Raw genomic sequence first — 26,502 nt, forward strand, 5'->3', positions numbered from 1 at the left:
GTGACTTATACCGCCGCAACCCAGGATCAACTGCTCGCGATCCGCGTCAATGCCGGCATCGCGGAACTCGCTGCGTCCGAGCGCTTTGCCGCGGCGGAGCCCGATATGGTCGAGGCGATCGTCGAGGGGATTGGTCAGTTCGCGGCCGGCGAATGGGCTCCGCTCAACCGTTCCGGGGACGAAACGGGGGCAAAGCTGGAGATCGGGGAGGTGCGGTCGCCCGAAGGTTTTGCCGAGGCCTATCGCCACTATGTCGAGCAGGGGTGGAATGCGATCGCAGGCCCGACCGCTTTCGGCGGCCAGGGGCTTCCCTTCACCCTCGCTTGCAACGTGCTGGAGAACCTCGGTACCGCCAACATGGCCTTCAGCCTGCTGCCGATGCTCTCCGTCGGCGCGACCGAAGCGCTCGAACATCACGGCAGCGAGGCGCAGAAGGCAAAGTACCTGCCGAAACTCATCAGCGGCGAATGGTCGGGCACGATGAACCTGACCGAACCGCAAGCGGGTAGCGACCTCGGCGCGCTGCGCACCACCGCCACGCCGATCGAGGACGGCGAGCACGCCGGCAAGTATCGCATAGCGGGTCAGAAGATCTTCATTACCTGGGGCGAGCACGAGTTGGCCGAGAATATCGTCCATCTCGTGCTGGCGCGCCTGCCCGATGCGCCCGAGGGAAGCCGGGGCATCTCGCTGTTTCTCGTGCCCAAGTATCACGTCGGCGAGGATGGCACGCTGGGCGCGCGCAACGACCTGCGTTGCGTCAGCCTGGAGCACAAGCTCGGCATCCATGCCTCGCCCACCTGCGTGATGAGCTATGGCGATAACGATGCGTGTATCGGCGAGCTGGTGGGAGCGGAGAATCGCGGTCTCATGGCGATGTTCACGATGATGAACAACGCCCGCATCAATGTCGGCAGCCAGGGCGTGCAGATCGGCGAGCGCGCCACGCAGGCGGCTGTCGCCTATGCCCGCGAACGCATCCAGTCGGCGCGCGCCGGCGCCGCGGACAAGACCCCCGTGCCCATTATCGAGCACCCTGACGTGCGCCGGATGCTCCTGCGGATGAAGGCCCTGACGGAGGGGATGCGCGCCCTGCTCTACTACACCGCGGGTCAGGTCGACCGGGGCACGCTGGGCGACGAGGCGGCGGCGCGCAGGGCCGAAGTTCTCGTTCCCCTGATCAAGGCCTGGGGAACCGATGCCGGGGTCGAGGTCGCCAGCCTGGGGATCCAGGTCCACGGCGGCATGGGCTTTATCGAGGAGACCGGCGCAGCGCAGCTCTATCGCGACGCGCGGATCGCCCCGATCTACGAAGGGACCAACGGCATCCAGGCCGCCGACCTCGTCACGCGCAAGCTCGGGCTGGAAAACGGCGCCACGTTTGCCGGACTGATGGACGAGATCGTCCGCGACGCGGGCGGAGAAGACGGTCTTGCCCAACTCGCCGGCGCCTGCCGGACCGTCGGCGAGTGGATGCGCGACGACGCCAGTCTGGACGATCGCCTCGCCGGCAGCGTGCCGTTCTGCACCATGAGCGCGGTCGCCGTCGCCGGATGGCAGCTGCTGCGCCAGCTGCGTGCGATCGACGCGGGCGAGTTCGCCGGTCTGGCCGATGCCAAGCGCGCCACCGTGCGCTTCTTCCTCGATCGCATCGTGCCCGAGGCTGCCGGCCTCAAGGCGTCGGCAGCGGCCGGGGCGGACGGTCTCTACGCGCTCGACAGCGCACAGTTCGCCCGCTGATGGCCGATCAGGGCGATCCGCTGGCCCGTATAGCCGACGCGCTGGAGCGTATCGCGGGGCCTCCCCCCGTCGATGTCGACTGGCGGACAGCACCGGCCTATGTCTGGGACGGTGCGACCGGGCGGGCGATCGAGACTTTCGCGTCCGTGCGGCTCGACCTCTTGCGCGGGGTGGACGCCCAGCGCGATGCGGTTGCCGCCAATGTCTCGCGCCTCGCCCGGGGTTATGCGGCCCACGACATGCTGCTGTGGGGCGCCCGGGGCATGGGAAAATCGGCGCTGGTGCGCGCGGCGGTTGCCGCGGCGCAGAAGGAGGCCGGCGACGCACTCGCTCTGGTTCAGGCCGGCACCGACGCGCTCGACACATTGCCGCGCCTGTTCGCCGAGCTGGCCCGTGTTCGGCGCGCTTTCCTGGTCTTCATCGACGATCTGGGGTTTTCCGACGACGATTCGGTCGGCCCGCGTCACTTGCGCTCGTGGCTTGAGGGCGGGGTCGAGGCCCGCCCCGCCAATGTGCGGCTGGCCGTGACGTCCAACCGTCGCGCGATCGTCGCACGCCAGGCGAGCGAGCAGGACGATCCGATCAACCCGCGCGATGCGGTGGACGACAAGCTGGCGCTGGCGGATCGCTTCGGCCTCGCGCTCGGCTTCCACAACTGCGGACAGGAAGACTATCTCGCGATCGTCGCGGGCTACGCCGACGAGTATGGTCTCGCCTGGGACGAGCGCGACGCGCTGGAATGGTCGCGCCGCCGCGGCGCGCGTTCGGGGCGCACTGCCTGGCAGTATGTCGTGGAACTGGCCGGGCGCGCCGGCCGGGCGCTGTAGCGCGCCGCCGTGCCGAAACGCCTTACGGCTGAACGGTTTCGCGCGCGTAATCGTCGCTGAAAGTCGCGCTGGCATTGCCGCTCAGTTCGCGCTGGGGCGGCAGCGAAGTCCCCTTGATCCGCTCGATCGGCGGGGCCGGTTCCGCTCCGGGGGAGACCACCCGCCAGATGATTCCGCCGGTGTCGTCGCTGACCAGCAAGGCGCCGTCGCCGGCCCAGTCGACCCAGGTCGGGCGCCCGCGCGTCGTTCCCTCGCCGGTAAGGAAGTCGGTCAGCACCGGCACCGGTTTGCCCAGGGGATTGCCGCGTTCGTCGAAAGCGACATAGACCACGTCGTAACCTGCGGCCGGAATGCGGTTCCACGATCCGTGGCGCGCGATAAAGGCGCCGTGGCCGAAACGCGGCCCCATCCGGGCCCCTTCCTTGCTGAACACCAGGCCCAGTGCGGCCACATGCGGCCCCAGGGCATATTCGGGACGGCGAGTGTATTCGACCAGGAAATTCGGCATCGGCGCGGTTACGCGCCGGTCGAAATTGTCCTTCCAGTATATCCAGGGCCAGCCGTATTGCGCCCCGATCGGGACATTGGTGAGGTAGTCGGGCACGAGGTCCGAACCCAGCATGTCGCGCTCGTTGACGGTCGTCCACAGCTCGCCGCTCCACGGATTCCAGTCGAGCCCGTTGGGGTTGCGCAGGCCGGTGGCAAACAGGCGCTGGCGATCTTCGACCAGATCGTATTCCCAGATCGCGGCGCGGCCTTCCTCGGCCTCCATTCCCTTCTCCGCGATATTCGAAGCCGATCCGACCGCCACGTAGACATGCTCCCCCTCGGGATCGAGGACGATATTGCGCATCCAGTGATTGCCCCCCGCTGGCAGCGCCATGAGCTGATGCGGCTCGGCAGTGATCCGCGTCGACCCCAGCTCGTAGGGGACGGAGAGCAGAGCGTCGTGATTGGCGATGTAGAGCGTGTCTTCCGCCCAGGCGATGCCCGATGGCGAATCGAGCGAATCGGTCAGCACGAAACGCTGTTCCGCCGCACCGTCGCCGTCGCCGTCGCGCAGCAGGACAAGCTGGTTCGGCGATTCGCCGCGAGCGCCGGCGCGCGACATCAGCAGCCCGGCGACCCAGTCCACGAAGCCGCCCGCTTCCTCTTTTGCCGGCGCCCGGGTCAGGGTGACCAGCACATCGCCATTGGGCAGAGTATGAATGACGCGCGGATGTTCCAGCCCCTCGGCGAAGCGGTTGACCGCCAGGCCTTCTGCAGCGTGCGGGGCCTCGCCATCGTTCCAGCCGACAGGTTCGGCAATGCGAACGGTCGGCACCATCTCGGACTCCGGTTCGGCCAGGACCGGGTCCGTCCCCGTCACCTCTTCCACCGCAAGCTCCGCCTCGTCCCCTTGCAGCAACCACACCGCAGCGAAAATCAGGGCCAGGAGGAGGACGAGGATCCAGATCAGGATCTTGCGCTTGGTGCTCATGGGAACCCGATTTACGCGCTGCAGGGCCTTGCGGCAATGCCCCGAGAGCCTAGATGGCGGGGATGTACGATTTCTCTGCCGATCCCGGGTTGTCCAAGGACGAACTCTATCGCCAGCTGCACGCCGCAGCCGATGCCCTGACTGCGGACGAGCGCGACGGGATCGCCAATATGGCCAATGTCGCCGCGTTGATGTGGGAATTCCTTCCCGATCTCAACTGGGCCGGCTTCTACCGGATGATCGACGGCGAACTCGTTCTGGGCCCCTTTATGGGGCGCCCCGCCTGCATCCGCATCCCGGTCGGGCGTGGTGTCTGTGGCACGGCCGCGCAATCGGGGGAAACGCAGCTGGTGGAGGATGTCCACGCATTCCCCGGCCATATCGCCTGCGACGCCGCCAGCCGGTCGGAGCTGGTCGTTCCGCTGCTCCGCAACGGCACGACGATCGGCGTGATAGACCTGGACAGCCCCACCCCTGCGCGTTTCGACGATGCGGACGCCGCCGGCGTCGGCCGGCTTGCACAGCTTCTGATTAACCGCATCTAACCCGAGTCCGCCCCGAAACGGGACAATCCGCGCGTGCGCGTGGGCTTTGGCGCGTTGCAATGGTAGATTTTCCGTTAAGTCCGGGAGTAGACCCGGCCTAACGAGCAAGGGGAATCGACCATGACTGCCCGCCATGTGATCTTCCTGAGCGCTGCCGCGGGTGCGCTTTCGACGGCTCTTCCGGCCTCCGCAGAGCCTGAAATGACGTATGAATACGCATATCCCGAACCGCAGGGCGAGATCGTCTATCGGCGCGATCCGGTCATCCAGCCCTTGCCCAACCCGGCGGAACCGGCGGAAGTTCATCGCAAGGCGGCACCCTACGTCGAAGACGATCGGAATTACCCGTACGATCCCGAAGAATACGAATACGAGTATGAGTACGAAGACGCCCACGATCGCAACCGCTATGCCGAGGCTGCGCCTCCGCCGCCTGTCGCTCACCGGCCGGCGCCGCACCGCTACGGCGCCTTCGACCGCGAGGCCTGGCTCGAGGACTGTCGCGCCCGCTATCGCGCGCAGAGCGGACGGCGGGACGGCGGTGTCGTCGGCGGATTGCTCGGGGCCGCGACCGGCGGGCTGATCGGCAATCGGGTCGCCGATGGCGAGCGGTTGGCCGGAACGCTGATCGGCGCCGGCGTCGGCGGCCTGGCCGGGCTTGCGATCGGCAGCGCCATCAACGCCGCGGCAGATCGCGACGAAGCGGCCGAGTACTGCGAAAACTGGCTCGACCGCCACCGGCAGGCCTACGCTCCTGCCCCCGCCTACCCGCACCCGGCCCCCTATGGTTACGCCCAACCCGCCGCCTACTATGGCAGTGCCTGCGCCTGCGCGCCGGCCATGGCGTACATGCCGGTCCTCGTGGCGGTCCCCCAGCGGGCGATCGTGCGCGAATATGTGACGGAGGAATGGGTCGATGCGGAACCTGCTCTCCGCCCCAAGAAGCGGCGTGTTCACCGAACCGCACCCGCGGGCGACAAGCGCATCAAATATGTCAAGGGCCGCTAGCCCGAGATCCGCTACGCTGCCGAGACGGCGTTTGGGGCGACGGCCGATTATCCAGCCGTCGCCCCTTTTTTCAACGACTTACTGGTCTGCTAGATGTCGCCGCCGGTAAGCCGCTGGCAGATCAGATCGAGCTGGTCGAGCGTGCGGTAGCGGATCGTCACGGCGCCCGATCGCGGGTCGGCATCGGTTTTGATCTTGACGCTCAGGCCGAGAAATTCCTCGAGATGCCTTTGCACCGCAGCGATATCGGCATCCTTGGCCGGGTCGCGCGAGCTGCGCGGTTTGCGCCTCTGCTCGGGCGAAAGCGAACCTGCCGCCAGCTTTTCCACCTCGCGCACCGACAGTTTCCGCTCCGCCGCGCGTCTGGCCAGCTCGATCGCCGATTCGTGGCCGATCAGGGCACGCGCGTGCCCCATCGAGAGGTCCCCGTCCTCGACCAGGTCGAGCACTTCCTCGGGCAGGCTGAGCAAGCGCTGCAGATTGGCAACGTGGCTGCGCGACTTGTCGACCAGCCGGGCAATCTCTGCCTGTGTCATCCCCTGCCGCTCGGAAAGCCCATGATAGGCTCGCGCCTCTTCGACAGGATTGAGATCCTCGCGCTGGATGTTCTCGATCAGCGCGAGCGCCATGACCTCGGTTTCGTCGAGTTCGCGCACGATCGCCGGAATCTCGTGCACTTTTGCCTTCTGCGCCGCGCGCCAGCGACGCTCTCCGGCAACCAGCTGATAACGTCCGCCCGCAAGAGGCCTCACGATCACCGGCTGGATCACGCCGCGCTGCGCGATCGAGGCGGCCAGTTCTTCAAGCGCATCTTCGTCAAAACGACGGCGGGGCTGCCCCGGCAACGGTTCGATGGCCGAAGTCGCTATCGAGGCAAGGCCGCCGCGCGCGGCATAAGCATCGTCGCCGCCCTCGGTTCCGCCACGCGTCAGCGGCTCTTCGCGCTGGGTTTCGCCCAGCAAGGCGCCGAGCCCGCGGCCGAGCTTCTTCTTCCGATCTGCGGGATTGCGCGCGGGCGCGGAAATACGAATCGGGCCTGCGGGATTGCTCATGCCGCCTTCCTCCTTTCGGGCAGGCGGCCGATCAATTCGCGCGCGAGGGCGATATAGGCCCGGCTGCCGGCGCATGCGTGATCGTAGACGAGCGCCGGCAAGCCATGGCTGGGCGCTTCGGAGAGACGCACATTGCGCGGTATAACCGCTTCGAACACCAGATTTCCGAGGCAGTCGCGCACGTCGTCGGCGACCTGGTCGGTAAGGCGGTTGCGACGGTCAAACATCGTCAGAACGACGCCCACGATGCCCAGATCGGGATTGAACCGTTGCTGCACCCGCTCGACCGTTTGCAACAGCTGGCTCAGGCCTTCCAGCGCAAAGAACTCGCACTGAAGCGGCACTAGCAGGGTGTCAGCCGCCCCAAGCGCATTGAGCGTCAGGAGGCCGAGCGACGGCGGGCAATCGATGAAACAGATTTCGTGACCCCGATGATGCTCCAGCGCCGACCGCAGGCGCGCCGTGCGATCTTCGACCGAGACCAGCTCGACTTCGGCCCCGCTGAGGTCGACCGTGGCCGGTACGATATCGAGGCCGGGGATCGTGGTTTCGTGAACGCATTCGGCGAGCGGTACCTGGTCGACGAGAATATCGTAGCTCGATCCCTCGCGATCCGCGGCCGCCACGCCCATTCCCGTCGAGGCATTGCCCTGGGGATCGAGGTCGACCAGCAGCGTACGCCACCCGGTAGCGGCCATGGCCGTGGCAATGTTGATCGCGGTCGTCGTCTTGCCGACCCCGCCCTTCTGGTTTGCAATCGCGATGGTGATCATGACCCCGCCTTCCCGGCCAAGCGGCCGACGATAATGCCCGACCCCGGGTCGGTTTGCGACTGTTCCACGTGAAACAGCGCCCTCTGCCGCTTCGGCAGGTCCTGCAATTCTTGCGCTGCCGACTGCCCCTTGGGCAACAGCCATATCGTGTTGCCTGTGGAAAATCGCGCGGACAACCTGATGATACGTTCGAGCGGTGCGAAGGCGCGGGCCGAGATCACGGCCGCCGTGAAGGTGTCGATGCTTTCCAGGCGAGCACCTTCAACGCGGCAATGCGCAAGCGAAAGCGCGTCCACCATGCGCTCCAGCCATTCGATCCGCTTTCGCCGGGACTCCACCAGAACGATCGGCCAGTCGGGCCGCATCGCCGCCACTATCAGGCCCGGCAACCCCGCCCCGCTCCCCAGATCCAGCCAGGGCTTTGTTCCACGTGAAACATGGTCGAGCAACTGCGCCGAATCGGCGATGTGCCGCTGCCAGACGGTGTCGAGCGTCGCCCGTGCGACGAGGTTCTGCCGAGTGTTCTCCTCGCGCAAGGCCGCAATGAATCGCTCGATTCGCTCGAGCGCCGCAGCGTCGCACCGCGCGGAGACGAACGCCCGTGCTTCCGCTTCGCCGCCGATCACGCGGCCTGCTGCCGGTGATGGCGCCGTGCGTGCACGAGCAGTGCGGAAAGTGCCGCCGGCGTTACACCCGGCACCCGCCCTGCGGCGGCCAGAGTATCCGGCCGTGCGGCGGTAAGGCGCTCGATCATTTCGTTGGACAGGCCCGGGACTTCGGCGAAGGGGAAGTCGAAACCGAGGCGAACGCCCTCGCTGGCACGCAAGTCGCGCAGTTCGGCTTCCTGTCGCTCAAGGTAGGGCGCGTAGACGGCATCCTCGACCATTTCCTGCGCCACGTCCTCGTCCGCTTCGAAGCCGTCGCGCAGCCATGGAGAGAGCGCCTCCAGCTCGATCCCGTTGTAGCGGAGCCAGACCTCGATCGTGTTGCTGCCTGCGTCTCGCCGGATCGGACGGCCAGCGGCCGCCAGGTCGCTGGCGGCGATCTCGCGCTCGAACTCGGCAGCCCAGGCGCTACGACGTTCCTCGCGCTGCGCAAACCACTCGCGTCGCTCCCGTCCGACACAACCGGTCGCGATCGCCGCCGGCGTCAGGCGCGTCGACGCATTGTTCGCGCGCAGGCGCAGTCGGTACTCTGCCCTGGACGTCAACATGCGGTAGGGTTCGCTGACGCCCTGCAGCGTCAGATCGTCGACCATCACCGCAATATAGGAGTTGGCCCGATCGAGGGGCGCCGGATCGCGGCCGAGAACATCCGCCGCTGCATACATGCCGGCGACAAGCCCCTGCGCCGCGGCTTCCTCGTATCCGGTCGTTCCGTTGATCTGGCCGGCGCAATAGAGCCCGGCGAGATTGCGCAATTCCAGTCGCGGCGTTAGCGAGCGCGGATCGACGTGATCGTACTCGACGGCATAGCCCGGAACGACCATCTCGACCTCGCCCAACCCCTCCATGCTACGCAGCATCGCGAGCTGAACGTCCACCGGCAGCGAAGTGCTGATACCGTTCGGATAGACAAGGTTCGTATCGAGACCCTCGGGCTCGAGAAAGACCTGGTGCCCCTCCCGGTCGCCGAAGCGATGGATCTTGTCCTCGATCGATGGGCAATAGCGCGGCCCCTGCGCATCGATCGCACCGCTGAAAAGCGGCGATCGGTCGAGGCCGCTGCGGATGATATCGTGACTGCGGGCATTGGTGCGGGTGATCGCGCAGAAGACCTGCGGATTGCGGCGCCCCGGCGTCAGCGGCGACATCGTCCAGTCGGCTCCATCCGATGGCTGCTCGGGAAGCCGGGCCCAGTCGATCGTGCGCCCATCGAGCCGGGGCGGTGTCCCGGTCTTGAGGCGCGCCATGGGCAGCGCCGTCTCGCGCAACTGCCCGGCCAGGCGGTGGGCGGCATTCTCGCCGATCCGTCCGCCCTCGAAACGCTCTTCCCCCCGGAACAGACGTCCTCCCAGGAACGTCCCGGTGCAAAGGATGACGGCGGGCGCGGCCAGCCGACTGCCATCGCCCAGCTCGATCCCCGCAACGCGCCCGCTGCGGACCGTCAAGGCGACGGCTTCGCCGGAAATCACATCGAGCCCGGGCTGGTCGCGAACCATGCTCTGCACTGCGGCGCGAAACAACTTGCGATCCGCCTGTACGCGCGGGCCCCAAACTGCGCTCCCTTTCGACAGGTTGAGCATACGATAGTGGATCGCCGCCGCATCGGCCGCCCGCCCGATCACGCCGTCGAAGGCGTCGACTTCCCGCACCAGATGGCCCTTGCCCAGCCCCCCAATCGCCGGGTTGCAACTCATTGCGCCGATGCCGTCAGGGTCGAACGTCACCAGCCCAACACGCGCGCCCATGCGGGCGGCGACGCTCGCCGCCTCCACACCGGCGTGGCCGCCGCCGACTACCAGGATATCGTGGGAGTGCATAGGTGCGCAGATAGGCGATCGATTCGGCCCGGTCAAAGAATGTGTTTCACGTGGAACGTCCCAATTGCGCGCCGCCGCTACGTTCCACGTGAAACGCTACTTCCCGATGCAGAACCGGCCGAACAGCGCATCGAGCATGTCCTCGGTCGAAGCCCTCCCGATGAGCCGATCGAACGCGCTTCGTGCCAGCCGCAGATGCTCCGCGACAATCAGCGGATCGAGATCCTTGCCGATACCTTCCAACGCCGCGCGGGCCTCGCCCAGCAACCCGGCCTGCCGTTCGGTCAAGGCAACTTCGCCCGGAGCCGGCATTGCCGCGCGCGCATGAGCGATCAGTCGCTCGCGCAAAAGGTCGAGGTTCCACCCGGTCTGCGCCGAAACGGCAATCGCGTCGCCGCGCTTGGCCTCGCGCGCCGGATCGTCGGCCTTGGCATCGATCTCCCAGGCCCCGCCCGGCCCCCGCCCCTCTTCGCCGAGCCAGAGCACCAGGTCGGCACGGGCAAGCTGGGCCTCGGCCCGCGCAATGCCGATTGCCTCGATCGCGTCGCCGCCGGCCTTGCGCAGCCCGGCGGTATCGACAAACGTGAAGGGCACCCCCGCAATCGCCACCGATCGTTCTATGATATCGCGTGTCGTCCCCGCCACCGGCGAGGTGATCGCCGCCTCATTCTCCACCAATGCATTGAAAAGTGTAGATTTTCCTGCATTGGGCGGCCCCGCGAGGACAACTCTGTAGCCTTCGCGCAGGAGCTTCGCACGCGGGCGGTCGAGCCAGGCAGCCAGCTCCCCGGCCAGGCTCCGCGCCCTGCCGAAGAAAGACGAAGGCAGCTCCGCCGCGTCTTCCTCGTCCGAAAAGTCGAGCACCGCCTCGACTTCGGCGGACAACGCCAGCACCCGATCGCGCCATTCGTCCGCCTTGTTCGACAGCGCTCCCCCGGCAAGGGCCATGGCCGCGCGTCGTTGCAGCTCGGTTTCGGATTCCAGCAGCTCCGCCAGGCCCTCGGCTTCGGCGAGGTCGATTCGCCCGTTGGCAAAGGCGCGGCGGGTGAACTCGCCGGCAGCGGCCGGACGAAGGCCCGGACACAGAGCCAACGCCCGCTGAACCGCGCCGACAACCGCACGGCCGCCGTGGAGATGGAATTCGGCAACATCCTCGCCCGTGGCCGTCGCAGGCCCGGGCAGCCAGAGCACCAGTGCGCGGTCGAGTTCGCTCCCGTCGGCGGCGCGAAGAGTGCGCGCGCAGGCTCGGCGTGCAGGCGGCAAGCGCTCGCCCGCCAGAGCGCGCAGCGCATCGCCCGCTCCCGGTCCGCTGACACGGACGACTGCGATCGCGGCCGGTGGCGCGCCGCTCGAGAGCGCGAAAATCGTCTCGCCGGACAAGTGTGCCGACCTTATTCCTTGCCGCCTTCGGGCTTCTTTTCCGCCTTCGATGCGCCTTCGACGAAGCTCTGGAACATTTTCAGCCCCATCTGCCCCATCGGGGCCAGCTGGCGGGCATAATCCTGCAACTGGTCGGGGTTGTTGACCCCTTTCATCGCCTTGGTGATCATGTCGACATAGACGTCGTTCGCCTTGCCCACGTCGGGCAGGCCCATGAAGGTCCGCGCTTCTTCGGGTGTGCAGTCGATCTCGATATGGACCTTCATCGCGTTTCCTCCGTTGGGGTCGGGAGATAAACTGGGTTTGGCATTGACCCCGCGCAAGCGTTAAGCCCGGCGCGGGCAATCGCAACCGCGAATGATGGAAGGACAAGGGATATGAGCGAGACCGCCACTATCGAGACGCTTTCGGACGACGGCAGCTTTTCCGCCTATGTGGCGCGGCCCGATGGCACACCCCGCGCCGCGATCGTGGTGATTCAGGAGATCTTCGGCGTGAACGCCGGCATTCGGCGCAAGTGCGATCGCCTGGCCGAAGACGGCTATCTCGCGGTCGCGCCCGATCTGTTCTGGCGCCTCGAACCCGGCGTCGAGCTGGACCCCGACATCGAACCCGAATTCAAGCGCGCCCTCGACCTGATGGGCAAGTTCGACCAGGACACCGGCATCCGCGACATCGAGGCGACGATCCACTGGATCCGCCGCAGCGAGGGCGTGGAGAAAGTGGGCGCGGTCGGCTACTGCCTCGGCGGCCGTCTCGCCTATATGACCGCGGCGCGCACCGATATCGACGCATCGGTCGGCTATTATGCCGTGGGCATCGACAACCTTCTGCGCGAAAAGCACGCGATCGCCCGCCCGCTGATGCTGCATATCCCGACCGAGGACGGGTTCGTCGATGCCGAAACCCAGGCCGCGATGCACGAGGGGCTCGACGATCATCCCAAAGTGACGCTGCACGACTACCCCGGCCTCGACCACGGGTTTGCAACCGAGTTCGGCAAGCGGCGCGACGAAAAGGGGGCCGAACTGGCCGATGCCCGTACGGCCGATTTCTTTGCCCGGCATCTCGGCTGAAGCGGCACCGCGGATGATCAATCGCGCGCCCTGGCGATTCTCAGGCAAGATCGCGGGCCGTTTCGCTGCCCCGATCCTGCTGCTCTTCCTGTCGATTCTGTTCGCGATCTGGGAGCCTTTGCGCTGGGGGCTCGTCGTCACCCTCCCCCTCCTCGCGCTCGCGGCGTGGGATTTCGTCCAGCGCAAGCACACGCTCAGGCGGAATTACCCGCTGCTAGCCCGCGTGCGCTGGATCATGGAAGACTTGCGCCCCTATGCCCGCGCCTATGTGGCGGAAGGCGATCTGGAAGGGCGCCCGTTCAACCACGACGAACGCGCGCTCGTCTACGCCCGCGCCAAGGGCGAGCTGGATTCGCATCCCTTCGGGACCGAACTCAACGTCTATTCCGACGAATACGAGTGGCTGGCCCATTCGATCGTTCCCAACGAGCAGGCTCCCCCCTCCTGGCGGGTAGACGTCGGCAGCTCGCAATGCGCGCAACCCTATTCGGCCTCGCTACTGAACATATCGGCGATGAGCTTCGGATCGCTTTCGGCCAACGCCGTGCTCGCGCTCAACAAGGGCGCGGCGGCGGGCGACTTCTACCACGATACCGGCGAAGGCGGCATCGCGCGCTACCACCGCGAGCATGGCGGCGACCTGGTGTGGGAAATCGGCAGCGGCTATTTCGGATGCCGCGACAGCGAAGGGCGCTTCGATCCCGCGCGTTTCGCCGACAATGCCCGGATCGACCAGGTGAAAATGGTCGAGATCAAGCTGAGCCAGGGCGCCAAGCCGGGTCACGGCGGCGTTCTGCCGGCGGCCAAAGTGACCGCCGAAATTGCGCAAGCGCGCGGCATATTGCCGGGAAAGGATTGTGTCTCGCCCGCGGCGCACTCCACCTTTTCCACCCCGGTGGAACTTCTCGAATGGGCAGCCCAGCTGCGCGATCTCTCCGGAGGCAAGCCGGTGGGGATCAAGCTTTGCGTGGGAAAACCGCACGAAGTGTTCGCCTTGATGAAGGCAATGCGCGAAACGGGTATCCGGCTCGATTATATCGTCGTCGACGGCGGCGAGGGCGGCACCGGCGCTGCGCCCGTGGAAATGTCCAACCGTGTTGGAATGCCCCTGCGCGAAGGTCTGATTCTGCTGCGCAACGCATTGATCGGTTGCGACCTGAAAGGCGAGGTGCGTCTCGCAGCGGCAGGCAAGATCCATTCGGGCGCCGGCATGGCCATGAGTTTCGGCCTGGGCGCCGACTGGTGCAACGCCGCGCGTTCGTTCATGTTCGCGCTCGGGTGCGTGCAGTCCATGCGCTGCCACGACGACACTTGCCCCACGGGCATTACGACGCAGGATGCAACCCGGCAGCGCGGGCTGGTGGTGGAAGACAAGGCCGAGCGGGTTGCGCGTTTCCACCGCCACACCCTGCACGCCTTGCGCGAACTCGTGGTCTCGATGGGTCTCGACAATCCGTGGCAGATCGAACCGTGCAATATCTCGGAACGGCAGAACAGCGCGCGGTCGGACAGCATCGACCAGATCTACGGGTTCCTGGGGCGGGGACAGCTTCTGGCCGATCCCGCGAGCACCCAGTACGCACGCGATTGGCAGGTCGCGCGGGCCGACAGCTTCAAGCGAGCGCTCTGATCGCCCATCTGCAGTGCCAGATAGCGTCTTCCACGACAAAGTCGGCCACCGTTCGGCGCTGTTCGCGATCGCGATTTCCCTGCAGTCGGGCGTAGCGACGGCTCACGGTGCGACGGGCAGATGCGACATCACGAAATCGGCCCTTTGCGCCGGATCGGCCAGCGGCAGATCGATCGGGGAATAGCCATATTCGCGCCATGCCGCCGACACCGCGGCATCGCTGGCGACCGCGGCATCCCAATCCTGGATCCGCTCGGCATCGCGGCGATAGATCGCACTCCACGGAGGCGCCCGGAAGATCGGGCCTTCGTAGCGAAGTTCGCGGCAGGCCCGATCGATCGCAGCGGGCACGGGCAACCCTTCGAGATGCAGGAATCCCGCGATATCGGGGAAGCCGCGATCGAACAGGATCGGGCAGGACCCGGCTTCCGCCCTGCGATAGGCGGAAAGTTCGGCATCGAACATGGCATCGGCAAATCCGGCCGGATCGCCGGCGCGCAGCGCCATACCGCCATCCTTGCGCAGAATGGCCCGGGCCACCTCGGGCTCGGTCGCCAGACCCCGCCGCGCCAGCTCGTCGATCAAAGTCGACTTTCCGGTGCCGGGCCCGCCGGTCACGACCATGCGACGCAAGGCCGCCACCGGTCGGCCTTACTGGTTCATCGTCGCGAAGAAATCTTCGTTGGTCTTCGAATCCTTCATCTTGTCGAGAAGGAATTCCATCGCGTCGACCGTACCCATCTGCATGAGGATGCGGCGCAGGACCCACATCTTCGACATGATATCCTTCGACACCAGCAGCTCTTCCTTGCGCGTGCCGGACTTGCCGACGTCGAGCGCGGGGAAGATCCGCTTGTCCGCAACCTTGCGGTCGAGCACGATCTCGCTGTTGCCCGTGCCCTTGAACTCTTCGAAGATGACCTCGTCCATCCGGCTTCCGGTATCGATCAGCGCGGTGGCGATGATCGACAGCGAACCGCCCTCTTCGATATTGCGCGCCGCGCCGAAGAAACGCTTGGGCCGCTGCAAGGCGTTGGCGTCGACACCGCCGGTCAGGACTTTGCCGGAACTGGGCACCACGGTGTTGTAGGCGCGGCCGAGGCGGGTGATCGAATCGAGCAGGATCACGACGTCCTTCTTGTGCTCGACCAGCCGTTTCGCCTTCTCGATCACCATTTCCGCGACTTGCACGTGGCGCTGCGCCGGCTCGTCGAAAGTGGAGGAAATCACCTCACCGTTCACGCTGCGCTGCATGTCGGTCACCTCCTCCGGCCGTTCGTCGACCAGCAGGACCAGCAGGAACACTTCGGGATGGTTGTCGGTGATCGCCTTGGCGATGTTCTGCATCAGCACGGTCTTGCCGGTCCGCGGCGGTGCAACGATCAGCGCACGCTGGCCCTTGCCCTGGGGCGAAATGATGTCGATCACCCGCGCGCTCTTGTCCTTCACTGTCGGGTCGAGCGTGTCGAGGTTCAGCTTCTCGTCTGGATAGAGCGGTGTCAGATTGTCGAAATTGGTCCGGTGGCGGACCTGTTCGGGATCGTCGAAATTGACCTTGCTGAGGCTCGTCAGCGCGAAATAGCGTTCGCCATCCTTCGGCGCCCGGATCTCGCCTTCGACCGTGTCGCCGGTTCTCAGCCCCCATTTGCGGATCTGATTGGGCGAGACATAGATGTCGTCGGGTCCGGCGAGATAGTTCGCCTCTGGGCTGCGCAGGAAGCCGAAACCGTCCTGCAGCACCTCTATGGTGCCCACGCCCATGATCTTCTCGTCGTATTCCTCGTCTTCGGCCAGTTCGCGCAGGATGCAGAACATCAGGTCCTGCCGGCGCATGGTCGAAGCGCCTTCGACGCCCAGCTCTTCGGCCATCTCGACCAGGTCGGCCGGGGCTTTCTGTTTCAGTTCTCTCAGATGCATTGTTCGGTTTCCGTGGTGGAGATGGCCGGCAGGTCGGTTGAGTCCCGCGATCGAACGCGAGGACATGCTTGGGGAAAGCGGACCCGGCAACCGCGCGAGAGCGGCGCCTCAGCCGGAAAAGGAAGCTTCGGAATAATCCTGCGCCGCCGCGCCGTCAATTCGGATTACGCGCAGTCGGGCGCGAATGGCCCGCCGTTCAGAACGGGCGGACGACGACCAGCACGACGATCAGGGCAACCGCGATCCCCGGCACTTCATTAAGCAGGCGCAGCTTGCGGCCTTCGAGCGCACGCTCGCCCCGCCCCAGCTTGCGCGCATAACCCGCCATCCAGCCATGGTAGCCGGAAAGCGCGAGAACGAGCGCGAGCTTGGCATGGAACCACCCCTGGCTCCAGGCATCGACGCTGAAAGCCAGCAGCAGCCCCAGGAGCCACACGACGGCGATCGACGGTGCGAGGATGATCCGCAGCAGCCGCTGCTCGCGTTCGGCCCAGGCGGCATCCTCAGCCGATCCTGGAGCGCTTTCCTGGTGATAGACGAAGAAACGCGGCAGCATGAACAGGCCGGCCATCCAGAAGATCACGAAGATCAGATGGCCTGCCTTCAGCCAGGGATAGAGCGTGCCGAGAATCTCCTGCATGGGCGCGATGTACGATGCTGCGCGGCTTTCGTCACCCCCTCCAGCCGCGCACCGTACCGATCAGCGTTTCGACATGGGCGATCGGCGTATGCTGGCCGATACCGTGGCCGAGATTGAACACATGGGGGCGTTCGGCAAAAGCCGCGAGGATGGCAAGCGTGCGCTCCACCAGCCGGTCGCCACCCGCCAGCAGAAGCAGGGGATCGAGATTGCCCTGAACAGGCATATCCGCCGGCAGTTCGCGCGCGATCCAGGCCGGATCGACAGTCTCGTCGACACCGACCGCGGCGACCCCCGTTTCGCGTGCGTAAGCGGGCAGTTTTTCGCCCGCCCCCTTGGGGAAACCGATCACCGGCAGGCCGGGAAAGCGCTCCGCAATCGCGCCGGCGATCGCGGCGTTGGGGGCGATGACCCAGCGTTCGAACTCGTCGGGGGCAAGGCTGCCCGCCCAGCTGTCGAACAGTTGCACGGCTTCCGCCCCCGCCTCGATCTGTCCGGCAAGGTATTCGACCGTTACCGATGCAATGCGGTCGATCAGCATCTGAAAGGCCGGCGGATCGCGATAGGCCATCGCGCGCGCTTCGTGCTGGTCGCGGCTGCCCTCGCCGGCCACCATGTAGGTTGCCACGGTCCACGGGCTGCCGGCAAATCCGATCAGCGTCGTCGCGGCGTCCAGGCGGGCCCGGACGCGGCGGACGGTTTCGTAGATCGGGGCGAGCCGTTCGGGCACCGATTCCAGCTCGCCCAGCGCGACATCGACCAGCGGCGGCGAAAGCCGCGGCCCCTCGCCGGCCACGAACGACAAGTCCTGACCCATCGCATAGGGCACGATCAGGATGTCGGAAAACAGGATCGCACCGTCGAAACCGAAACGGTCGATCGGCTGCATCGTGATCTCGGCAGCGGCCTCGCTATCGTAAACAAGCTCGAGGAATCCGCCCTTTTCCGCCCGCAGCGCACGGTATTCGGGCAGATAGCGGCCCGCTTGCCGCATGAGCCACATCGGAACGCGATCGCCGGGCTTTGCGTGCAGGGTGTCGAGGAGAAGACCGGGCATTCAGGAAGGTCCAATCAAAATAATAAGATTCTTTAAGAAGGATTATGGAGTCTGTTGGTCCTGTGGATTTCGGGGACGGCGCCGCACTGCCCGATTTCTCCCGCCCTGAACAGACCTGCGGCGTTCGGGACTCGCCGGGATCGCGCGTCAATCGATCGTTTTCCCCGCTGTCCCCAGCCTGTCGACAAGCCTTCCGGCCTGTCCATAAGCCCGACGGGGGGAAGCCGGCAGTGGGCATGAATTGGGCGCGCGAACTTGTCGCCAGGCCTGTCCCATGGTTTATGCCGCACATTCTCCACAACCGATCGCGCCAGAACGCATATACTCCGAATGACCCGTCTTCACCTCCATCTCGTCTCCGATTCCACCGGGGAAACGCTCGAAATGGTGGCCAAGGCGGCGCTGGCGCAGTTCGACGATGCCGAGATCGTGCGCCACTTCTGGCCGATGGTGCGCTCGCGCCAGCACCTCTCGCGCATTCTGCCCGATCTTGCGGACAATCCGGGATTGGTGCTGTTCACTCTGGTCAACCCCGAAACGCGTGCGACGCTGGAGGAACATTGCCGCCAGGCCGGGCTGCCGGCCGTGCCCGCGCTGGATGCGGTGACCGAGGCGCTCGAAACGCAGCTGGGCCAGGCCGCGCATGGGCGGCCGGGGCGCCAGCACGCGATGGACGACGCCTATTTCCGCCGCGTCGACGCCATCCATTTCACCATCGCACATGACGACGGGGTCGGCTGGGAAGACTGGGAGGAGGCGGACATCGTGCTTGCCGGCGTGTCGCGTTCGTCCAAGACGCCAACCAGTATCTATCTCGCCAACCGCGGGTACAAAGTCGCCAATATTCCGCTCGTGATCGAAAGTCCGCCACCGCCCGCGCTGTTCGCGTTGCGCCGCCCGCTTGTCGTGGGGCTGACCACCGCGCCCGAGCGGCTGGTGCAGATCCGGCGCAACCGGCTTCTCAGCCTCAACGAAGGGACCGAGACATCCTATGTCGACAACGAGCGTGTGCGCGAGGAAGTGCAGTTCGCCCGGCGCATGTTCGCCGACAACGGCTGGCCGGTGATCGATGTGACGCGCCGCTCGATCGAGGAAACCGCTGCGGCCGTGATCCGCCTGCACTCCGAACGCGGCGATTCGCGCGACGAGGGACAGGCGGGATTGTCGGGCGGCAAGCCGATATGATCGTGCTCGCATCGAAAAGCGCCTCGCGCGCGGCCATGCTCGCGGCGGCCGGGGTCCGGTTCGACGCCCGGCCGGCGGCGATCGACGAACGCGCGCTCGAAGCCGGGATGAAGGACGCGCGGCCGGAGCAGATCGCGCTGGCCCTGGCCGAAGCCAAGGCGCTGGCGCTCGATGCGCCCGAAACGGTCGTCCTCGGCAGCGACTCGCTGGTGGTGGTCGATGGCCGGCGCTTCGACAAGCCGGCCTCGCGAGACGAAGCCGCCGAACACCTGCAATTCTTTTCGGGACGCGCGATGCAGCTCCATTCGGCCGCCGCGATTGCGCGCGGCGGAGAGATCGCCTGGCGCCATACTGCGATGGCGACCCTGCATGTGCGGACGCTCTCGTCGCCGTTCATCGAATCCTACCTCGATGCCGAATGGCCCGCGGTCGGCCACTGCGTTGGCGTGTTTCGGATCGAGGCGATGGGCGTGCAATTGTTCGAGCGTATCGACGGGGACCATTTCACCGTGCTGGGAATGCCGCTGCTTGCTGTCCTCGGCGCGCTACGCGATCTGGGCGAGTTGCCTGTATGAGCACGCCTTATGCCGAAGTGATCGGCGATCCGATTGCCCATTCCAGATCGCCTGCGATCCACGGCTTCTGGATCGCGCAACTGGGCCTTGCGGCGGACTATCGCGCGCACCGCGTGCCGGAGGGTGCGCTGGGCGCCTATCTCGACGCGCGCCGTGCCGATGCCGACTGGCGCGGGTGCAACGTCACGATGCCCCACAAGCAGGCGATCATCCCGCTGCTCGACCGGCTCGATCCGCTGGCGGAGGAGGTCGGGGCGGTCAACACGGTCGTTCGCGAAGGCGAGCTGCTGCTCGGATACAACACCGATGTCGCCGGCTTCCTCGAACCGCTCGGCGAAATTCTCGCGCAACGGCACCTCTTTCGCATGGCGCGAGTGCTGGGCACGGGAGGTGCCGCGCGGGCGGTAATCGCCGGCCTGTCGAAGCATGGCTTCACTCTGGTCGTGGCCGGCCGCAATCCTGCCAAGGCCCGCGCCCTGCTCGACGAGCTGGTTCCCGATGGCGAGCATCATGCAGTCGATATCGGGCATTTTGCCGAACCGACCGATTTCGCTTTCGACGAGCGCGAGCAATGCTGCGACCTCGTGGTCAATGCCAGCCCGCTGGGCATGAAGGGCCAGCCGCCGCTGGCGTTCGACTGGAGCCATGCCCCGCCGGGCAGCGTCGCCTACGACATCGTGACCGACCCTGTGGAGACCGATTTTCTCGCCAAGGCCCGCGCTGCCGGGTTCGCCGCAACCGACGGTCTGGCGATGCTGATCGGCCAGGCTGCGGCGGCGTTCGAGCGGTTTTTCGGCGTAGCGCCGCCCCGCCGGCACGACGCCGAACTGCGCCGGAGGATCGGCGGATGACCCGTCCGCGTATCGTCGGCCTTACCGGTTCGATCGGCATGGGAAAATCGACGGTCGCGGCGATGTTCGAACGCGCCGGCGTACCGGTCTTCGATGCCGATGCGCAGGTGCGGGCGATGCAGGGGCCCGGCGGCGAGCTGGTGGGGGCGATCGAGGCGGCCTTCCCCGGTACGACCGGCCCCGAAGGCGTGTTGCGCGATCGCCTGGGCCAGCTGGTATTCGGCGATGCGGCGGCCCTCGCCCGGCTGGAAGCGATCGTGCATCCGGCAGTGGCGCGGCGGCGCGCGGAGTTCCTGATCGAACATGCCGCCGCCCCGCTGGTGGTGTTCGACATACCCCTGCTGTTCGAAAAAGGCGGGCACGACCAGGTGGACGCCGTCGTCGTCGTATCCGCCCCAGCCGAAGTTCAGCGCGCCCGCGTGCTCGCCCGGCCGGGAATGACGCCCGAGAAGTTCGGCCAGATCCTGGCGCTCCAGGTTCCCGACGAGGAAAAGCGCGAACGCGCCGACCACGTGATCGATACCGGCGTGTCGCTGGCCGAGACCGAGGCCGCGGTGCACGATCTCGCTGCGCGGCTTGCGCACCCACAGGATTGAACCGGCAGGATCAAAAAAGCCGCCTGTCACCCCTTGTCACGGGGCTGTCGGAGTCCGATAGATAATCCGATGCGTGAAATCGTGTTCGATACCGAAACCACCGGCCTCGACCCTGCCAGCGGGGACCGGATGGTGGAAATCGGATGCGTCGAGATGATCAATCGCGTCCCCACGGGCGAAACGTTCCACGCCTATTTCAACCCCGAACGCGATATGCCGGCCGGTGCGGAGGCGGTGCACGGCCTGTCCAGCGCTTTCCTGGCGGACAAGCCGCTGTTTCGCGACACGGCCGATGCCCTGCTGGAATTCATCGCCGATTCCCCGCTCGTCGCCCACAACGCCGCCTTCGACTTCGGCTTCCTCAATGCGGAGCTGGCCCTGTGCGAGCGAATGGCGATTTGCACCAGCCGGATGATCGATACCGTCGCGCTGGCGCGCAAGCGGCACCCCGGGGCCAAGCTTTCGCTCGATGCGCTCTGTTCGCGTTACGGCGTCGATCGCAGCCACCGCGTGAAACACGGGGCCTTGCTCGATGCCGAGCTTCTCGCACAGGTCTATGTCGAGTTGACCGGCGGGCGGCAGATCGGTCTCGAACTCGCGGCGCACACGACCACGAGTACCGATGCCATTGCCGCAATGCGCCGCGCACCGGTTCGCCGAACGCCGCGGCCTGCGCGGCCGCATACGGCCAGTGCGGAAGAGCTTGCCCGGCATCGTGCGTTCCTCGCACGGATGGACGCACCGCTTTGGGGCAGTTGACCCGGGATCGGGGGGTCTCGCATTAGCAACGGAGAACACCGTCGATGGATATTCGCGTATCAGGCCACCAGATCGAGACCGGCGCCGCCCTGCAGGATCATGCCACGGACCGCCTCAACGGAATCGTCGAGAAGTATTTCAGCCGTGCGCTGACGTCGCAGGTCACGTTCGGCAAGGCGCCGGCGGGCGCGTTCAGTTGCGATATCGTGACTCATGTGATGCAGGGAACCGTGGTCAAGAGCCATGCCGAGGCGCAGGATGCCCATCAGGCTTTCGACCGCGCGGCGGAAAAGATCGACAAGCAGTTGCGCCGGTACAAGCGGCGATTGCAGGATCGCCACGCGCAGATGGTCCACGCCCAGCAGGAAGAAGAGGCTGGCTATACGATCTTCGCCGCGCCGGAAGACGATGCGGAAGAGATCGAGGGCGGCGATACGCCGATGATCGTCGCGGAAACCACTGCCGATATTCCCGAAACCAGCGTGGCGGATGCGGTGATGATGCTCGATCTGCGCGACACCAACGCGCTGTTCTTCAAAAACGCTGGCACGGGGCGGCATAATATGGTCTATCGCCGCCGGGATGGCTCGATCGGCTGGGTCGAACCTCGTTGACACGCAAGGCATGCGAGCCGCGCGCCTGAAAATCCGCCGGATTGCAGGGATATAATCCCCGGAGGTCGCGTTATCCACGCTCGCACCGGCCGATCCGCGGACCGCTGGACAGAATCACGACCGAACGATGAATGTACATTTCAGACTGATTCCCGAAGCTATCGCGACCAGCGATGCCTCTTCCAAGGCCGGTGTGCTGGCGGATCTCGCGGGCTGTTTCGAACATGCTTACGGCTTCGCGGCGGCGGACGTGCTCGAAGCGCTCGAGGAGCGGGAAAAGCTGGGCAGCACCGGCTTCGGCCGCGGTGTCGCGATCCCGCACGCCCGGCTCGCTCACGTCAATCGGCCCGTTGCCGCCCTGCTCAAGCTGTCCGCCCCGGTCGAATTCCATTCCGCCGACGGCATGCCGGTGGAGCTGGCATTCGGTCTGATTTCCCCCGAAACCGCGGGCGCGGCCCATCTCCATGCGCTCGCGGCGATATCGCGGATGATGCGCGAGGAAACGATCCATCGCATGCTGATGGAAGCCACCGACGCGGAAACGCTGCGCGCCTCGCTCGCCAACGCCAACGACCGTGACGTTGCCTGAGGCCCCCTCGGGCGCGGCGCCGCATTACCGCGCGCTCGAATCGCTCTACAGCTCGGCGCCGGTCAATGCGCTGTTCGATTCCCGGCTCGAAATCGTCGGCGAAGGGCAGACCCGGATCGAATTCGTCGTGACCGAGGCCGCCTATCACGCCGCCGGGGCGGCCCACGGCACGATCTACTTCAAGATGCTGGACGATGCGGCGTTCTATGCCGCGAATACGCTGGTGACCGACCGTTTCCTGCTCACGACCTCGTTCAACCTGCATTTCACCAAGCCGGTGCGCGCGGGCAAAGTCTTTGCCGAGGGGCGCTGGGTCAGCGGCAAGCGGCGCGTCCTGGTGGCGGAATCGCGCCTGATCGATGGCGAGGGAGACGAGATCGGTCGCGGGACCGGCACGTTCATGCGCTCGCGTATCGCTCTCTCGAGCCTGCCCGGCTATCGTTCCAACGCCGGCTGACGTGGGGGACGGCCGCCTGCCCGCGCATCTGGAAGCCGGAGCGATTCTGCGCCTGGCAGAGGCCCAGGGGGGATTCGGCACGGTTATCGAAAAAGGTGAACGGGACGCAGGCACGATATTGATCGTAACGATATTTCGCGGCGAGCCGTCCCGCCTTTACGAAAGAATGCCCCAGCGGGACGGAACGCGTCCATTCCGATTGTCTCGGGAGCAGGACGTTGAAAACAATACAGAATTTTCCGAGTATCTGGCTCGCAGAAAGCGCCAGGATCCCGATATCTGGATCATCGAGGCAGATGTCGCGGACAGCGAACGGTTCATCGCATCCCTGCCGCAATAGGTTGACATGAAAAAGCCACAGTCTATCTGGCCGCGCAACTTCCGATGCGCAGGCGGTTCGGGCGGCACGTGGTCGCGCGGCTAGCACGCAGACGGGGAACGGCCGGCAGGCCCGAAAACTGGACCAATCCCAAAACGCAAGAAACCGCATTCAGGTCCCAGCCTGCGACAGTGCTCGTTCACCGCCGAGATATGACGGATATATGAGTCGCAAGACCCGCATTTCCATGTACGCGGCCCTGGCCGCATGCACGATTTTTACGATTGCCAGCGTCGAAGGTTCCGACGCCAACGCCCAGCCGGGCGAGAACCAGCAGATTTCCGAAGAACGGCTGACCGAAGAGGTCGTGCCCGTCTTCGTCGAAAACGAAGTCGTCCAGCCCCTGCCGGAGGAAAAGGTCGAGGCACCGCTGGACATCGCCGCGCCTTCGCTGAGCGCGCTGGTCGCGCGCATCCCCGATCGCGAAACGCTGTCGCCCGAAATGGAGTGCCTCGCCGGTGCCGTCTATTTCGAATCGCGCGGCGAACCGCTCGCCGGCCAGCTTGCGGTCGCCCAGGTCGTGATCAACCGGGCGGAATCGAATCTCTTTCCCGAAAGCTATTGCGGGGTCGTGTTTCAGCGTGCCCAGTTCTCGTTCGTGCGCGGCGGAACGATGCCGCGCATCCGCCGCAACTCGGCCGCATGGAAGCGCGCGAAAGCCGTCGCCCGCATCGCTCACGAGGCGCTGTGGGAGAGCGAGGCTGCCGATTCGCTCTATTTCCACGCGAAGTATGTAAAGCCGTCCTGGAGCCGGAAAAAACAGGCGCGGGCGACGATCGACACCCACATCTTCTATCGCTGAAGGCGCGCATCGTCGCCTGCGTCAGTCGCGGATCTCGACCCAGACCGGCGCGTGGTCGCTCGCCTTCTCGCGGCCGCGATGGTCCTTGTCGACGCCGGCGGCGACCATTCGGTCGGCCAGTTCCGGGCTGAGCAGGAGGTGGTCGATGCGGAATCCGTGGTCGCGCTGCCAGGCCCCGGCCTGATAGTCCCAGAACGTCCACACGCCGCCGCGCGGATTGAGGGTATCGATCGCATCGGTCCATCCATCGGCGAGGAGGCGGCGATAGGCGGCGCGCGATTTGGGCTGCATCAAAGCGTCGCTGGCCATCGCGGCGGGCGACCAGACGTCCTTGTCTTCCGGGATCACGTTGAAGTCGCCCACAACGGCGCACGGAATTTCGAGCGCCCACAACTCGGCCATACGGGCCCTCAGGCGCTCCATCCAGGCGAGCTTGTAGTCGAATTTCGGACCCGGCTGCGGATTGCCGTTGGGCAGATAGAGGCACGCGATGCGAACGCCTTCGACGTCGGCTTCGATATAGCGCGCGTGCAAGTCGTCCGGGTCTCCGGGCAAAGTGCGCTGTGCCTCAACGGGCTCAACCCCCTCGGCCAGGATGGCGACGCCGTTGAAACCTTTCTGTCCGTGCCAGATGGCACGATAGCCGATCTTTTCGAACTCGGCGGCGGGGAAGCCCTCGTCCTGGCTCTTGATCTCCTGCAGGCAGGCCACTTTGGGCCGCGTTTCCTCGAGCCATTCGAGAAGCCGCGGCAGTCGCGCCTTGACCCCGTTGATATTGAAACTGGCGATACGCACCGGGTCCCCTTTCGGCAGGTCGGCCGCGCCGGCGGCACGAGCTTTCGATACGATCGCAGCGCTAGACAATAAAGCGGGGGCGCGACAAGCGCGCTGCCGACGGAACGCTCAGATTCCGAAGCTCGATCCGCAGCCGCACCCTGCCGCCGCGTTGGGATTTTCCACCCTGAAGGCCGCGCCGCCCAGCGATTCGACGAAATCCACCGTGCTTCCGGCGACGAGGTCGAGGCTGACCGGGTCGATCACCAGGCGAACGCCGGCGGTCTCGCTGACGATATCGTCGGCCTCCGGGGCTTCGGCGAGGTCGAACCGGTACTGGAAGCCCGAGCAGCCGCCGCCCTCCACCGAAAGGCGCAGAATCGCCGGCCTGGACTGGCGCTCTGCAATCCAGGCGACACGCTTGGCAGCGGCGGGGGTCAGCGAAGGGGTTTCGATCATGGCCGGGATATGGGGTCGTGGTCGTCCCGTCTCAAGCCGTGCGGATGTAATCGCGCATGGCGGCCGCTTCGCGCTCGGCCTCGTCGATGCGCGACTTGACCAGATCGCCGATCGAGATGAAGCCGCACATGACCTCGCCTTCCATGACCGGCAGGTGCCGAATGCGCCGCCGGGTCATCAGCGCAAGCGCCTCGTCGACTTTGGTCGCCGGGGTCGCGGTGATGGCGGGGGCTGTCATGACATCGCCGACGGTCCGGTCGAGCGCGGCCCCGCCTTCCTCTGCCAGACGGTAGAGAACATCGCGTTCGGACACGATTCCGACCACGCGGCCGCCCTCCATCACCGGAAGCGCGCCGATCCGGCGCCTGGCCAGCGTAGCGACGGCCTGGCGCACCGGGGTGCCCGTTTCGCAGCGCACGATGTCGCTGCTGGAACGGCCTGCAATCAGCCTTGCTATGTCCATGGATTTTCCGACCTCCTTCGCGGAAGGGGAGAGGATGCCACGAAATGCGCGCCATTGCCAATTGCCTGCGCGAGGGCCAAGTGAGGCGGATGGTTCCGCGCTCCCCACTCGAAGATCCGGACCGGGCCGCTTTCGCCTGGGCCCGCTACAAGCGGCTGATGCGGGCAATGGTGCTGGTCACCCTCGTGGTGGTCGTGCTGGCGCTGGGTTATCTCTATGTAACCGACAGCGCCCTTTCGATTCACTTCTACATTGCGACCGGGCTCGGCGTGGGGGTGGCGATGCTGCTCACGGCGGCGCTGATGGGGCTGGTATTCCTTTCCAGCGGCACCGGCCACGACGAAAGCGTGACCGACCTGATGGACGAGGACGAGGATCGGCGCTTCTAGAGT

Annotated in this window: 31 protein-coding genes; 17 read left to right on the plus strand and 14 right to left on the minus strand. The window is 65.9% G+C overall.

Annotated features, from left to right (window positions below):
• Together V5F89_RS03085 and V5F89_RS03090 are read left to right on the plus strand one after the other, a co-directional pair.
• Complete coding sequence (locus V5F89_RS03085; RefSeq protein ID WP_338446793.1) at window positions 1-1,740, plus strand: acyl-CoA dehydrogenase; 1,740 nt, start codon at window positions 1-3, stop codon at window positions 1,738-1,740.
• Window positions 1,740-2,567 (plus strand): DUF815 domain-containing protein, encoded by an 828-nt coding sequence (locus tag V5F89_RS03090; RefSeq protein ID WP_338446794.1) that lies wholly within the window; start codon window positions 1,740-1,742, stop codon window positions 2,565-2,567. The genes V5F89_RS03085 and V5F89_RS03090 overlap by 1 nt, the downstream gene beginning before the upstream one ends.
• A gap of 22 nt (window positions 2,568-2,589) precedes the next feature.
• Here the strand turns inward: V5F89_RS03090 and V5F89_RS03095 are convergent, their stop codons facing one another.
• Window positions 2,590-4,047, minus strand: a complete 1,458-nt coding sequence (locus V5F89_RS03095; protein ID WP_338446795.1) for a sorbosone dehydrogenase family protein — start codon at window positions 4,045-4,047, stop codon at window positions 2,590-2,592.
• Between the two features lie 62 nt (window positions 4,048-4,109).
• Here V5F89_RS03095 and V5F89_RS03100 point away from each other — a divergent pair, with 62 nt between their 5' ends.
• Both V5F89_RS03100 and V5F89_RS03105 read left to right on the plus strand, forming a co-directional pair.
• A complete protein-coding gene (locus V5F89_RS03100) occupies window positions 4,110-4,592 on the plus strand; it encodes a GAF domain-containing protein (RefSeq protein ID WP_338447501.1) in 483 nt (160 codons plus the stop codon).
• A 120-nt stretch (window positions 4,593-4,712) separates the two neighbouring features.
• On the plus strand, window positions 4,713-5,600 hold the full coding sequence (locus V5F89_RS03105; protein ID WP_338446796.1) for a hypothetical protein: 888 nt from the start codon (window positions 4,713-4,715) through the stop codon (window positions 5,598-5,600).
• A gap of 89 nt (window positions 5,601-5,689) precedes the next feature.
• On the opposite strand, the gene V5F89_RS03110 is transcribed toward V5F89_RS03105, so the two are convergent.
• The 6 genes from V5F89_RS03110 to V5F89_RS03135 form a co-directional block, all read right to left on the minus strand.
• Window positions 5,690-6,652, minus strand: a complete 963-nt coding sequence (locus V5F89_RS03110; protein ID WP_338446797.1) for a ParB/RepB/Spo0J family partition protein — start codon at window positions 6,650-6,652, stop codon at window positions 5,690-5,692.
• Window positions 6,649-7,425, minus strand: a complete 777-nt coding sequence (locus tag V5F89_RS03115; RefSeq protein ID WP_338446798.1) for an AAA family ATPase — start codon at window positions 7,423-7,425, stop codon at window positions 6,649-6,651. Before V5F89_RS03115 ends, V5F89_RS03110 begins: the two co-directional genes overlap by 4 nt.
• A complete protein-coding gene (gene rsmG / locus V5F89_RS03120) occupies window positions 7,422-8,051 on the minus strand; it encodes a 16S rRNA (guanine(527)-N(7))-methyltransferase RsmG (RefSeq protein WP_338446799.1) in 630 nt (209 codons plus the stop codon). Before rsmG ends, V5F89_RS03115 begins: the two co-directional genes overlap by 4 nt.
• Window positions 8,048-9,907 (minus strand): tRNA uridine-5-carboxymethylaminomethyl(34) synthesis enzyme MnmG, encoded by a 1,860-nt coding sequence (mnmG, locus tag V5F89_RS03125; protein ID WP_338446800.1) that lies wholly within the window; start codon window positions 9,905-9,907, stop codon window positions 8,048-8,050. Before mnmG ends, rsmG begins: the two co-directional genes overlap by 4 nt.
• A gap of 96 nt (window positions 9,908-10,003) precedes the next feature.
• Window positions 10,004-11,287, minus strand: coding sequence for a tRNA uridine-5-carboxymethylaminomethyl(34) synthesis GTPase MnmE (gene mnmE, locus V5F89_RS03130; protein ID WP_338446801.1), 1,284 nt, complete (start codon window positions 11,285-11,287; stop codon window positions 10,004-10,006).
• Between the two features lie 11 nt (window positions 11,288-11,298).
• Entirely contained in the window at window positions 11,299-11,553 is a 255-nt protein-coding gene (locus V5F89_RS03135; RefSeq protein WP_338446802.1) for a DUF6489 family protein, read from the minus strand.
• Window positions 11,554-11,664: 111 nt separating this feature from the next.
• Between V5F89_RS03135 and V5F89_RS03140 the strand changes: the two genes are divergently transcribed.
• Both V5F89_RS03140 and V5F89_RS03145 read left to right on the plus strand, forming a co-directional pair.
• Window positions 11,665-12,363, plus strand: coding sequence for a dienelactone hydrolase family protein (locus V5F89_RS03140; RefSeq protein ID WP_338446803.1), 699 nt, complete (start codon window positions 11,665-11,667; stop codon window positions 12,361-12,363).
• Window positions 12,364-12,376: 13 nt separating this feature from the next.
• Window positions 12,377-13,993 carry an FMN-binding glutamate synthase family protein gene (locus V5F89_RS03145; protein ID WP_338446804.1) on the plus strand — a complete coding sequence of 539 codons (1,617 nt, stop codon included), beginning with the start codon at window positions 12,377-12,379 and terminating at the stop codon, window positions 13,991-13,993.
• Window positions 13,994-14,095: 102 nt separating this feature from the next.
• Here the strand turns inward: V5F89_RS03145 and V5F89_RS03150 are convergent, their stop codons facing one another.
• The 4 genes from V5F89_RS03150 to hemE all read right to left on the minus strand — a co-directional run bounded on the left by V5F89_RS03150 (window position 14,096) and on the right by hemE (window position 17,607).
• Window positions 14,096-14,635, minus strand: a complete 540-nt coding sequence (locus tag V5F89_RS03150) for an AAA family ATPase (RefSeq protein ID WP_338446805.1) — start codon at window positions 14,633-14,635, stop codon at window positions 14,096-14,098.
• 9 nt (window positions 14,636-14,644) lie between these two features.
• Window positions 14,645-15,910 (minus strand): transcription termination factor Rho, encoded by a 1,266-nt coding sequence (gene rho, locus V5F89_RS03155; RefSeq protein WP_338446806.1) that lies wholly within the window; start codon window positions 15,908-15,910, stop codon window positions 14,645-14,647.
• A gap of 196 nt (window positions 15,911-16,106) precedes the next feature.
• Window positions 16,107-16,550, minus strand: a complete 444-nt coding sequence (locus tag V5F89_RS03160) for a CopD family protein (RefSeq protein WP_338446807.1) — start codon at window positions 16,548-16,550, stop codon at window positions 16,107-16,109.
• Between the two features lie 31 nt (window positions 16,551-16,581).
• On the minus strand, window positions 16,582-17,607 hold the full coding sequence (hemE, locus tag V5F89_RS03165; RefSeq protein WP_338446808.1) for a uroporphyrinogen decarboxylase: 1,026 nt from the start codon (window positions 17,605-17,607) through the stop codon (window positions 16,582-16,584).
• A 330-nt stretch (window positions 17,608-17,937) separates the two neighbouring features.
• Here hemE and V5F89_RS03170 point away from each other — a divergent pair, with 330 nt between their 5' ends.
• The 10 genes from V5F89_RS03170 to V5F89_RS03215 all read left to right on the plus strand — a co-directional run bounded on the left by V5F89_RS03170 (window position 17,938) and on the right by V5F89_RS03215 (window position 24,414).
• Window positions 17,938-18,792 carry a pyruvate, water dikinase regulatory protein gene (locus V5F89_RS03170; protein WP_338446809.1) on the plus strand — a complete coding sequence of 285 codons (855 nt, stop codon included), beginning with the start codon at window positions 17,938-17,940 and terminating at the stop codon, window positions 18,790-18,792.
• Window positions 18,789-19,367 carry a Maf family protein gene (locus V5F89_RS03175; RefSeq protein ID WP_338446810.1) on the plus strand — a complete coding sequence of 193 codons (579 nt, stop codon included), beginning with the start codon at window positions 18,789-18,791 and terminating at the stop codon, window positions 19,365-19,367. Before V5F89_RS03170 ends, V5F89_RS03175 begins: the two co-directional genes overlap by 4 nt.
• Window positions 19,364-20,218, plus strand: a complete 855-nt coding sequence (locus tag V5F89_RS03180) for a shikimate dehydrogenase (RefSeq protein ID WP_338446811.1) — start codon at window positions 19,364-19,366, stop codon at window positions 20,216-20,218. Before V5F89_RS03175 ends, V5F89_RS03180 begins: the two co-directional genes overlap by 4 nt.
• The gene (coaE, locus tag V5F89_RS03185; RefSeq protein WP_338446812.1) at window positions 20,215-20,814 is read left to right on the plus strand and encodes a dephospho-CoA kinase; all 600 of its coding nucleotides are present in this window, start codon (window positions 20,215-20,217) and stop codon (window positions 20,812-20,814) included. Before V5F89_RS03180 ends, coaE begins: the two co-directional genes overlap by 4 nt.
• A gap of 69 nt (window positions 20,815-20,883) precedes the next feature.
• A complete protein-coding gene (dnaQ, locus tag V5F89_RS03190) occupies window positions 20,884-21,573 on the plus strand; it encodes a DNA polymerase III subunit epsilon (RefSeq protein WP_338446813.1) in 690 nt (229 codons plus the stop codon).
• 44 nt (window positions 21,574-21,617) lie between these two features.
• Window positions 21,618-22,187, plus strand: a complete 570-nt coding sequence (gene hpf / locus V5F89_RS03195; protein ID WP_338446814.1) for a ribosome hibernation-promoting factor, HPF/YfiA family — start codon at window positions 21,618-21,620, stop codon at window positions 22,185-22,187.
• 127 nt (window positions 22,188-22,314) lie between these two features.
• On the plus strand, window positions 22,315-22,776 hold the full coding sequence (locus tag V5F89_RS03200; protein WP_338446815.1) for a PTS sugar transporter subunit IIA: 462 nt from the start codon (window positions 22,315-22,317) through the stop codon (window positions 22,774-22,776).
• Window positions 22,763-23,233 (plus strand): PaaI family thioesterase, encoded by a 471-nt coding sequence (locus V5F89_RS03205; RefSeq protein WP_338446816.1) that lies wholly within the window; start codon window positions 22,763-22,765, stop codon window positions 23,231-23,233. Before V5F89_RS03200 ends, V5F89_RS03205 begins: the two co-directional genes overlap by 14 nt.
• A gap of 1 nt (window position 23,234) precedes the next feature.
• The gene (locus V5F89_RS03210; protein ID WP_338446817.1) at window positions 23,235-23,573 is read left to right on the plus strand and encodes a DUF1491 family protein; all 339 of its coding nucleotides are present in this window, start codon (window positions 23,235-23,237) and stop codon (window positions 23,571-23,573) included.
• A 202-nt stretch (window positions 23,574-23,775) separates the two neighbouring features.
• Window positions 23,776-24,414: a cell wall hydrolase gene (locus V5F89_RS03215; protein WP_338446818.1), complete on the plus strand. Its 639-nt coding sequence runs from the start codon at window positions 23,776-23,778 to the stop codon at window positions 24,412-24,414.
• 21 nt (window positions 24,415-24,435) lie between these two features.
• Here V5F89_RS03215 and xth read toward each other — a convergent pair whose 3' ends face one another.
• From xth to V5F89_RS03230, 3 genes are all read right to left on the minus strand, one after another.
• The gene (gene xth / locus V5F89_RS03220) at window positions 24,436-25,209 is read right to left on the minus strand and encodes an exodeoxyribonuclease III (protein WP_338446819.1); all 774 of its coding nucleotides are present in this window, start codon (window positions 25,207-25,209) and stop codon (window positions 24,436-24,438) included.
• A 108-nt stretch (window positions 25,210-25,317) separates the two neighbouring features.
• Window positions 25,318-25,647 (minus strand): iron-sulfur cluster assembly accessory protein, encoded by a 330-nt coding sequence (locus V5F89_RS03225; RefSeq protein ID WP_338446820.1) that lies wholly within the window; start codon window positions 25,645-25,647, stop codon window positions 25,318-25,320.
• 31 nt (window positions 25,648-25,678) lie between these two features.
• On the minus strand, window positions 25,679-26,110 hold the full coding sequence (locus V5F89_RS03230; protein ID WP_338446821.1) for a CBS domain-containing protein: 432 nt from the start codon (window positions 26,108-26,110) through the stop codon (window positions 25,679-25,681).
• A 44-nt stretch (window positions 26,111-26,154) separates the two neighbouring features.
• Between V5F89_RS03230 and V5F89_RS03235 the strand changes: the two genes are divergently transcribed.
• Window positions 26,155-26,499: a hypothetical protein gene (locus V5F89_RS03235; RefSeq protein ID WP_338446822.1), complete on the plus strand. Its 345-nt coding sequence runs from the start codon at window positions 26,155-26,157 to the stop codon at window positions 26,497-26,499.
• Window positions 26,500-26,502 lie beyond the last annotated feature (3 nt).

Origin of the sequence: Pelagerythrobacter marensis (assembly GCF_036700095.1) — a bacterium.
Taxonomy (GTDB): Bacteria; Pseudomonadota; Alphaproteobacteria; order Sphingomonadales; family Sphingomonadaceae; genus Pelagerythrobacter; species Pelagerythrobacter marensis_A.